Source organism: Duganella violaceipulchra (genome assembly GCF_019166075.1).
In the GTDB taxonomy this organism is placed as follows: Bacteria; Pseudomonadota; Gammaproteobacteria; order Burkholderiales; family Burkholderiaceae_D; genus Rugamonas; species Rugamonas violaceipulchra.
The window spans coordinates 1-238 of sequence record NZ_JAHTGR010000254.1; the positions used below are offsets into that span (position 1 = coordinate 1).

General features: G+C 63.9%; 1 protein-coding gene. It reads left to right on the forward strand.

Annotation, left to right across the window (positions count from 1 at the left end):
- The coding region (locus tag KVP70_RS33940) for a phosphopantetheine-binding protein (protein WP_217946815.1) at positions 1-238 on the forward strand (238 nt) is incomplete at both ends.

Here is a 238-nt window from a genome sequence, read left to right on the forward strand (position 1 = left end):
AGATCTGGCAAGACTTGCTGGGGTTGGCGCAAATCGGGCGCCACGACCACTTCTTCGAGATGGGTGGACACTCGCTGATGGCAGTGCAACTGGTGTCGCGCCTGCGGCAAGTGCTGGATGTCGAAGTTGCCCTGCGCGACCTGTTTGCGCAACCGACGCTGGCAGGCCTGGCCAGCGTCGTCAGCCAAGCGCGGCAAGCGAGCTTAAGCCGGATCGAACGCACCGCGCGCAACCAAGC